Annotated in this window: 13 protein-coding genes; all 13 read left to right on the forward strand. The window is 64.5% G+C overall.

The annotated features are described in order from the left end of the window. Positions 1–567 (forward strand): hypothetical protein, encoded by a 567-nt coding sequence (locus tag FEF15_RS02880; RefSeq protein ID WP_163557583.1) that lies wholly within the window; start codon positions 1–3, stop codon positions 565–567. Positions 568–594: 27 nt separating this feature from the next. Continuing rightward, entirely contained in the window at positions 595–975 is a 381-nt protein-coding gene (locus tag FEF15_RS02885; protein ID WP_163557584.1) for a hypothetical protein, read from the forward strand. 445 nt (positions 976–1,420) lie between these two features. Beyond that, the gene (locus tag FEF15_RS02890; protein WP_163557585.1) at positions 1,421–1,582 is read left to right on the forward strand and encodes a hypothetical protein; all 162 of its coding nucleotides are present in this window, start codon (positions 1,421–1,423) and stop codon (positions 1,580–1,582) included. Between the two features lie 19 nt (positions 1,583–1,601). Next, a complete protein-coding gene (locus tag FEF15_RS02895) occupies positions 1,602–1,988 on the forward strand; it encodes a hypothetical protein (protein WP_163557586.1) in 387 nt (128 codons plus the stop codon). Positions 1,989–2,000: 12 nt separating this feature from the next. Then, on the forward strand, positions 2,001–3,176 hold the full coding sequence (locus tag FEF15_RS02900; protein WP_163557332.1) for a hypothetical protein: 1,176 nt from the start codon (positions 2,001–2,003) through the stop codon (positions 3,174–3,176). 29 nt (positions 3,177–3,205) lie between these two features. After that, positions 3,206–3,472, forward strand: coding sequence for a hypothetical protein (locus tag FEF15_RS02905; protein WP_163557587.1), 267 nt, complete (start codon positions 3,206–3,208; stop codon positions 3,470–3,472). Between the two features lie 2 nt (positions 3,473–3,474). Next, a complete protein-coding gene (locus tag FEF15_RS02910; RefSeq protein WP_163557588.1) occupies positions 3,475–5,091 on the forward strand; it encodes a hypothetical protein in 1,617 nt (538 codons plus the stop codon). Beyond that, complete coding sequence (locus FEF15_RS02915; RefSeq protein ID WP_163557589.1) at positions 5,088–7,184, forward strand: hypothetical protein; 2,097 nt, start codon at positions 5,088–5,090, stop codon at positions 7,182–7,184. The genes FEF15_RS02910 and FEF15_RS02915 overlap by 4 nt, the downstream gene beginning before the upstream one ends. Next, positions 7,181–7,585 (forward strand): hypothetical protein, encoded by a 405-nt coding sequence (locus FEF15_RS02920; protein WP_163557590.1) that lies wholly within the window; start codon positions 7,181–7,183, stop codon positions 7,583–7,585. Before FEF15_RS02915 ends, FEF15_RS02920 begins: the two co-directional genes overlap by 4 nt. After that, positions 7,578–7,721 (forward strand): hypothetical protein, encoded by a 144-nt coding sequence (locus tag FEF15_RS02925; RefSeq protein WP_163557591.1) that lies wholly within the window; start codon positions 7,578–7,580, stop codon positions 7,719–7,721. The genes FEF15_RS02920 and FEF15_RS02925 overlap by 8 nt, the downstream gene beginning before the upstream one ends. After that, entirely contained in the window at positions 7,721–8,113 is a 393-nt protein-coding gene (locus FEF15_RS02930) for a hypothetical protein (RefSeq protein ID WP_163557593.1), read from the forward strand. The genes FEF15_RS02925 and FEF15_RS02930 overlap by 1 nt, the downstream gene beginning before the upstream one ends. A 34-nt stretch (positions 8,114–8,147) precedes the next feature. Then, positions 8,148–8,534 carry a hypothetical protein gene (locus tag FEF15_RS02935; RefSeq protein ID WP_163557594.1) on the forward strand — a complete coding sequence of 129 codons (387 nt, stop codon included), beginning with the start codon at positions 8,148–8,150 and terminating at the stop codon, positions 8,532–8,534. Further along, positions 8,527–9,180: a hypothetical protein gene (locus tag FEF15_RS02940; RefSeq protein ID WP_163557596.1), complete on the forward strand. Its 654-nt coding sequence runs from the start codon at positions 8,527–8,529 to the stop codon at positions 9,178–9,180. The genes FEF15_RS02935 and FEF15_RS02940 overlap by 8 nt, the downstream gene beginning before the upstream one ends. The last annotated feature ends 2 nt before the right edge of the window (positions 9,181–9,182 follow it).

Here is a 9,182-nt window from a genome sequence, read left to right on the forward strand (position 1 = left end):
ATGGCAACCCTGGACGAGCTGGTCGACAACGTGGTGATGGAGGTTCCCGACGCGCCACTCATGACGATCCGCGACATGCTGCGCTGGGCGGGGCGTCGCCTCTGCACCGAGGCGGACGTCTGGGTCGAGCGTGACGGCCCCATCGTGGCCGGGGCGGACACCGACTATCCCGAGGTGATCGTGCCCGCCGGGGCCGAGGCGCTGCGTATCCGCGAGCTGAAGACCGACGACGACTTCACCTACGAACTGGGCGTCCACTTCACCCAGCCCACGCCGTCGACGGTGGCCTTCGAGATCGACCCTTCCGACAGCCTGCTCTACGGCGAGCTGGCGGTGCGCCCGCAGCCGGGCAAGACGCCGCCCGAGTCGGTCATGGAGCGCTATTACGAAGCGCTGTGTGACGGGGCACGCTCGCGCCTGTTCCTGCTCCCTCAACCCTGGCAGAACGCCGACCTGGCGACACTCTATCAGCGCCGCTTCCAGGCCGCCATCACCGAAGCCAAGCAACACGCCCAGCTGGGCCATGCCCGGGGCACGCGGCGCGTCAAGGCGCGGCGCTTTATCTAATCCACCGCTTACCGTGAGGTAACCGTCATGGCGAAGTTTGCATCCGACAACGTCCTCGACAATGGCCCTGCCCATATCCAGGCCAACTGCGAGCGGCAGGTGCTGATCAGTTCCTACACCTTCGGGGACAGCTACTCGACCGTCACCAGCAACATCCTGGCCGAGGCATCGATGGCGTCCGGCGACTTCACCTTCTCCAGCTCCGGCGATGACCGGGTGCTGACCACCGCGTCCGGCAAGAGCGACTCGTCGGCCAACGACTCCGGCACGGCCTCCCATATCGCCTTTCTGGACGACACCGCCTCCGAGGTGCTGTGGGTGACCGAGGAGACGAGCGGGCAGTCCATCACCAGCGGCAACCCGGTGAACTTCCCGCAGCTCACCTACACCGTCACCCAGCCGACCTAATAGGAAGTCGTTATGACCCAGAAATCACAGGTATTCACTTCGAGCGGAACGTGGACACGGCCCGCTGGTGTCGAGTGGGTTTATTTTTGGGCCGTCGGAGGGGGAGCCGGCGGTGAAAACGAGACCGGCACTGATTATTCCTATGGAGGCGGGGGTGGAGCTGTTATGCATGGCTTGATCCCCGCGAACTCCGACCTGACGGTTACGATAGGAGCTGGTGGTGCTGGAGGCGCATCGGGCGGTTCGAATTACGGGGCTGATGGGGGAGACTCTAGGATCGAGAATAGCGCAAACGAGCTTTTGGTTGTAGCTCCAGGCGGAAAGACTCCGCCCTTTGATTCGGAGAAGCCTTATGATATGGACAATATTTCCGGCCCATGGTCCATGTCAAGGGAATTATCGGCAAGCTGGTGGGCATCGCCAGGCGCTGAAGGAGGCGATGCAAATGGCGGCGGTGGTGGTTTTGGTTTCGGCCCCGATGGGCATGGTAAAGGAGGCGACGGAAGCGGTGACGCAGGCGTCAGAGCCAGCGATGGTGGAACGGGTGCTGGCGGCGGTTCCTCCACCAACGACGGCGGTGGCGGCGATGGTGGACAAGGCCTGGTGATCCTAATGTGGAGTGAATGATGGCTAAGATCGCGCTTTTTGATTCACAGGGTCGAGTTATAAATACCGTCATGGGTTCTCTGGATCAATTCCCCGACGGAGAAGACATCACTGGTAAGCCCTATGGGGTCGGGTGGGTAAAAGGAAGCGATGGGAGTTGGACGCCGCCCGCGCAACGCGCCCCTACGCTATCCAGGGTCGAGTTTCTGAAAAGATTTACCCGCGACGAACGAATCAATATTCGGAAAGAAACCAACACCGATGATGTCGTGGGTGATTTCAAGGAAATGCTGAACCTTGCTGTCTCGGTAAATCTCGCTGATCCCGATGTTGTGGAGGGAATGGATTACCTCGTGCAAGTGGGGCTGCTAACCCAGGACCGCCGCGACAAAATCCTCTCTTACTGACGGTGAAGTGGCATGAGCTTGCTCCTATTCCGTGAGGAAGAAGAGTCGGGGACGGTAACCGATCACGACCTCGCGGGCGCGAATGTCACCCAGGAGGCATCCGCTGCTGGCGGGTCCGTCACTCAGACGCATGAAACATCGGGGGCGTCGGTCACCGTCGAGGCGACCAGCGCCACCGGGGCCGTGGAGTCCGTCCATGTCCTGGGCGGCGTGGATGCCATCCAGGCCACCGTGGCATCGGTCGGGGCCGTCGATACCCAGCACGACCTCGCCGCCAGCAGCGCCACACAGGCCGTCACCGCCGCGACCGGGGCCGTTGGCCAAACCCACGAGCTGACGGCGGCCGACGCCACCCAGGCCGCCACGTCCGCGGCCGACGCGGTCGAGCAGGTCCATGACATTGCAGCGGCTGGTGCCACGCAGGACGCGCTCTCGGCCTCCGGTGCCGTGGTGCAGGACCACCTCCTGGCCGGGGCGGATGCCACGCAAGGCACATCTACCTCCACCGGATCGGTTGACCAGACGGCCTCAGCCCAAGGCGAGGACGTCGTCCAGGCGGCGAACTCGGCTTCCGGTGCCGTCGACCAGACGCACCTGATCGACGGGGCTGACGCCACCCTGAGCGCGACCTCGGCCGCGGGCGCGGTGATCCAGACGCACCCCTTGACCGGGGCATCCGTCACCCAGGCGGCGACGACCTCGACCGGGGCCATCGAGCACGTCCACCAGCTGGCGGCCAACGCCACGACCCAGGGCACGGCAGCCTCGACCGGCGCGGCCTCACAGCGGCACGTCCTGTCGGCATTGCCGGCGGCACAAGAGGTGACATCGTCAGTCGGGTCGGTCACGCAGACGCACGGCCTGGTGGCGGCGTCGGCCGTTCAGGGCACGGCGTCCGTGGTGGGCGCGGTCGGCCAGACCCACCGCCTGGACGGGGCGAACGTCATCCAGGGGATCGAGGTTAAGGTCCCGCATGTCCTCCAGGGCGCCGCTGTCGTGGTGAGCGCCCTGAGCGCCATGCAGGCCAGGGCGCCGCTGGGTCCCACCCCCGAGGACCGTACCATCCACCTGCTGGCCGAGAACCGCACCCTGCACCTGGCGCCCCAGGACCGGGACCTGGCCGTGGCGTACCAGCACCGCACGGTGACCCTGGCCAGTGATCCACGGCGCGTCGATCACGGCCATTGAATGAATCAGCCCCTGTCGGGAGATAGCGGATGAAAGTCTTTCGCAAGCAGCCCAACGACCACCTGGACTATCGCGTCGACCTGTCGGAGTGGCTGGAAGACGGCGACGAGGTGACGAGCGTCGAGGTGACAGCCCCGGACGGCATCGAGCTGACGGGCGACAGCATCTCCACCGACAAGGTCGAGCTGTGGATCAAGGGTGGCGAAAGCGGCAAGTCCTACCAGTTCTCGCCGCTGATCCATACCACCACCCGCACCAAGGAAGTCGACTTCCTGATCGTGGTCGCGGAGATTTAATCATGCGGCTGGTCTACAGTGCCTTCCAGGGCGAGCGCCCGATCCTCGATGCTCGCCTGCTGCCCGAGAATGCCGCCCAGACGGCCGAAAACGTCTACCTGCGCCACGGCACGCTCCAGCCCGAGCAGGACACGGCCAGCCAGTCGGTCACCACGGTCAGCGACCCCACCACCCTGTACCGCTACCCGCACGGCAACAACGGCGATGGGTTCTGGCTGAGCTGGAGCGGCGACCCGGTGCATGTGGTGCCCTCGCCGCTGGCCGACGACGACCACGAGCGCCTCTACTGGACGGGCGATGGCGTGCCGCGCATGGCCGCCATCGACCACCTGACCAGCGGCACCGCACCTTACCCCGGCGCCTCCTATGAGCTGGGTATCCCGGCACCCGACAGCGCGCCCTCGGTATCGGCCCCCGCCGACCGGGTGGCCGAGGGGGAGTGGCCCGACACCGCCCTGGAGACGGCCTATGTAGTGACCCTGGTGAGTGGCTATGGCGAGGAAGGCCCACCCAGCGACCCCAGCGGCACCATCACCCGCTGGGACATGGTCAGCGGCGCCCCGGACGGGGGTGAGGTCGAGGTCAGTCTGCCAGGCATCGTCAGCGGCAACCACGACCTTGTCACCCAGCGTCTCTACCGGGTCGAGTCGGGCGGCATCTACCAGTTCGTCGCCGACCTCGACGCGGCGGCGACCAGCTACACCGACGCCGTGACCAGCGACAGCCTCGGCGCGGCCCTGCCGTCCGTGGACTGGGACGCCCCGGACCCGCGCCTGGTGGGGTTGACCGCACTGCCGGGTGGCATCCTGGCGGGCTTCTTCGACAATACCCTGTGCTTCTGTGAGGCCTACCGCCCGCACGCCTGGCCGGTGGGGTATCAGCTCGCCTTTCCCTACCACATCGTGGCCATCGCCAGCGTGGCCAATGGGCTGGTGGTGGTCACTGACGGCCATCCCTACATGGTTACCGGCTCCAGCCCCGAGGCCATGGCGCCCACCGAACTGGAGGTGCCGCTGCCGTGCGTGTCGGCGGCCTCTCTGGTCGACATGGGCGATTACGCGCTCTATGCCTCGCCCGATGGCCTGGTGGCCGTGGGCGGCCGGGAGGCCCGCCTGGTGACGCGTGAGATAATGAGTCGCGATCAGTGGCGTGCGCTCGATCCGTCGACGATCCACGCCTACCGCTACGACGAACGCTACCTGGCGTTCTATGACGGCGGGAGCTTCGCCTTCTCGCCCGAGGACGGCATCGAGTTCTTCACCATCGAGGCCGATGCCGGCTATTACGACCTGGCCGACGACACCCTCTACCTCGTCCAGGGTGGCAGCGTCACCGCCTGGGGGCAGGGTAGCGACCTGACCTACATCTGGCGCTCGCGCATCGAGGAAGTGGTGCCCGGGACATCGTTCACCTGCGCCAAGGTCATCGCCGCCGATTACCCGGTCACGCTGCGCCTCTACGCCGATGGCAACACCGTGATCGACCGCGAGGTGGACAGCCATGACCTGTTCCGCCTGCCCGCCGGCTACGCCTTCGCCCGTGACTGGGAGGTCGAGGTCGAGGGAACCAATGAGGTCAATTCCGTGCAGATCGCCAGCAGCCCGCAGGAGTTGGTATGAGTCGACGCCGCACGCTGCCGCCCGTCTCGCCCAATACGCCGCCCGAGCAGCGCCGCCTGGTCGAGGCCATCAAGGAGATCGTGGAAACCGGGGAGGGCGTGCGCGGCGATCCCCTGGACCGCAAGGTGACCCTGCGCGACCTGCTCGACACTGGCATCGCCAACCGCAAGGCCGGCGGCAACGTGGGGCATCAGGGCAGCGGTGCCCTGGAGCCCGGCGCGGGCGGTAGCGAACCCGACATGAGCACCCCGGCTGCGCCCGAGGGGTTCGCCGCGAACGGCAGCTTCAACGGGCGCATCGTGCTGACCTGGGACAACCCCGACGACCTGTACGGCAATCACGCCCACGCGAACATCTATCGCAACGAAAACGACAACTTCGCCAACGCCGTGCTGGTGGGCCGGGACAGCGGAATCGTCTTCACCGACTATGCCCGCGACGACGACCTGGCGCCCGACGATCCCGACCACCTCAAGGGGTATTATTATTGGGTGACTTTCACCTCCACGGCGGGTGTCGAGGGGCCGCCCAACGCCACGGCGGGCACCTACGCCGAGCCCATCCCCGACGTGGGCTACCTGCTGGAAACCCTGACCCGCAACCTCGACGACGAGCCCGCCGACCTGGGTGCCCCGAACGAAACTCTGATCCTTCACGCTGACCGCCTGGCCGTGCGCACGGGGCCTGGCGAAGACCCGGTCTACCCGCTTCTCATCGAGGACATCGACGGCACGCCCACGGTGTTGATCGACACCGCCCTCATCAAGGACGGCTCGATTCAGGAAGGCCAGCTCGGCCCCATCACCATCGGCAAGATCGAGGACGACGCGGGCGACCCCATAACCACCGTCGACGGAACGATCCGTGCCGAGCTGATCGAGGCCGACCAGCTCAGCGTCGCCGAGGCCGCGACCTTCTACGATGTCGCTCAATCCGACAACTATGTTGCTGGCTCATCAGGATGGATTTTGCGGCCCGACGGCTATGCCGAGTTCGGCGGCACGGATACGCACATTCCGCTGGCCGGTATTACCGATGCTGGTTCACTGGCAGGCAAGGATAGCGCGGATTACGACGCTGACGTCACCGGCACCAAGCCGCCGGCCGATGCCGACAAGACTGACTACACCGATAGCCGGGTGTCGAACGATGTGGTTCGTGATGAAATGACCGGCGTTAACTATTCCCTTGACGCCACTTTCACCGACAGCGGCAGTGGAAGTGATCTCGGGAGGCTTAATGACGGCGTCAAGGAATTATCTGGCGACTATTGGAGCTTGGGTAGCGGGGCGCAGTACGTCACTGCTGACCTGGGGGCTTTCAAATATATTGCCGAGAGCCGGGTCTACTTCTACAACCTCGATGATCGGCAATACAACTACGCCATCGCCGTCTCCGAGACCGGCAGTGGCGATTGGGTCTTTGTCGTAGGTGAGGGTGATTCAAGTGGCAACGTCTCCAGCTATTCCACCTCCCGCGACGGCGGTGATGGTAACGAGGGCGACATCATGCCCACCGTCGACGGCATTGGTCGACATGCCCGGTATATCCGCCTCTACTCCGACGGGTCTACCGCCAACGACGGCAACCATGGTCACGAGTGGGAGATTCTCGGGGTCGCGGCGGGTATCGGCGACCCTTTCTGGGTGCGCCCTGGCACCACCCGGATCGACGGCAACAAGATTTATACCGGCGACGCCTACGTCGACACCCTGCAGATTAAAGGGCAGGCGGTTACATTTCCGCGAGCTTCCTATACCGCTGGACTCACCACCGGTCACTACTCGTCATGGCATACTATGCAGACGTTGTCGATACCGGGTGGAGAGGATCAACTACTGACATGTAGCGCAGTTATCGCTAACGGGGGCGGCTATACTTATCCGCTTCATTACCGCGTTGTAGTAGGTGGGTCAGTAATTCTTTCAGCCTCTGACGCAATGGCCCCCTCATCCGTGGGAACGGTGTGTGTTAGCGTCGTGACGACGGCAGGGGGTACGGTCTCTTTTCAGTGTCGGGTCCCTGAAGGCAACGAAAATACCGATATAGGCTACAAGGCTCGGGCTATCAGCTGCATAGAGTTAAAACGATGAACTATGTCATCTATGGATCAGACCTTCCGTCACCCATTCACCGAATCGTCACCCTCCCAAAAGGTAGCGACAAAGAGGCAGAGGGAAATTGTCTCGATGGTGAGCGATTTATTGCAGTGGATGTCAGTTCATTCGACGACACCACTCATTACGTCGACCTCTCCGGCGATGAGCCGGTCGTCAAAGAGCGGGAATCACTGGACACCACCCACACCATTGCCGGGCTCGAAGTCACGTTCCAAGCCCTGCCGTCGGGAACTGAAATTGAGGTAAACAGGCAGACAATGATCGCTGACGGTGACGACGTCATCGAGTTCGATCTGCCGGGAACCTACTCGATCAGTCTGGCAGGACCGCCGGCCTATCGGGATGAAGAACTGGAGGTAACCGTCGATGCGTAACATCATCCTTGCCACCCTCATCGCCATGATGCTCGCTGGATGCAGTTCTCTCGAGCCTGTCGGCCACGACACGGCCAAGTGGCACGGCGAGCAACACCTCGACATCATGAAACACCCCAACGGGCGCCGGTACTGATGGCCAGGCTCAGCATCAAGACATTCCCCGACACGGCCGCGTCACGCGCCCACTACTTGGATAAGGTGGATGCGGCGGCAGAGGCGGCCCGCAAGCGCTTCATCTCCCCTGGCGAGGGCCAGGCCATGGCCTACGAGGCCAAGCTGGCCGAGGCGCGTCGTCATCCCGACAATGGCCCCTTCCCCTGGCTCGAGAAGGAGGCGCAATCGCGCGGCATCTCGACCGCCGACATGGCGGCCCTGGTGCTGACACGGCGCGACGAGTGGGTCAATGCCGGCTCCGACATCGAGGCGGCCAAGGCCAATGCCAAGCGAGCGATACGCAATGCCGACGCCCCGTCCGCCATGCACGCCGCCGTGAAGGCGCTGGAAGACGACCTCGACGCCATTTGATACCCTGCCGACAAGCCCACCGTGAGGTGCGCCAATGTCTCGACTGACCCCCGCTCGCATCGAGGACCACTGGCAGGCCATCCGCCCCTGCCTCGACAAGGTGCAGACGAAAGCCCCGGCCCGATGGTCGCCCGATGACGTCTATGCGGCCTGCGTCGAGGGTCGCGCGTTCCTCTTCGTTTGCCCCGAAGGCTTCTGCATTCTTCGCCCGCTCGCCGGCTCCGTGACCACGGTGCAGGTGTGGATCGTCTATGGCGAGGGAGACTCCCTGATTACCCGCTATGAACCCGAAATAGAGCGTCTCGCCCGTGAGATTGGGGCACGTCGCCTCGTATTCACGTCGACACGCCCCGGCTATCGGCGCGTCATGCGTCGCTGGTCACGGGATGGCAACGATTACGAGAGGTATATCCATGAGTGATGGTGGTGGCGGCGGCGACAACACCGTCGAGGATACCCCGGAGCAGCGCTACCTGGCGCAGGTCGCCGCCGAGAAGTGGAACTTCGCTCAACGCGAACTGGCGCCCCTGGAAGACGAGTACATGGAACAGGTGGCGGGCATGACCGACCCCGACCGCATGGCGTATATCCGGGGGCGGACCATGCAGAGCCAGCAGCAGGCGGCCAGCGACCTGCGCGGCGAGGCCGCCGGGCAGCTGGGCGAGGCAGGCATCGACCCCACCAGCGGTCGCTATCAGGACACTATGGGCGGCCTGTCGCTGGACGCCGCCGAAGCCGGCGGTGAGACGCTGGGCCGCGCGCAGTTCGAGCAGGAGAACCAACAGATTCAGGGCCTGCAGAACATCACCGCCATCGGCCAGGGACAGGCCGGGCAGGCACAGCAGGGTTTGGCCGGCGTGGCCGACGTGGCCGCCGCCGACGCTCGCGACACCGCTTCCCAGCGCTTCAACCGGCGCAGCGCCAACCTGCAGCTGCTTGGCCAGGTGGCCGGCGCCGGCACCCGCTACGGCCTGCAGGAACTCGGCGGCGAGACTCAAGGGCTGGGCATGGATGATGGCGTATCACAGACCGCCATCGACACCTCGCGCGACATCTACGGCTACTGAGG

It is taken from the genome of Halomonas sp. NO4 (assembly GCF_010994375.1).
GTDB lineage: Bacteria > Pseudomonadota > Gammaproteobacteria > Pseudomonadales > Halomonadaceae > Halomonas.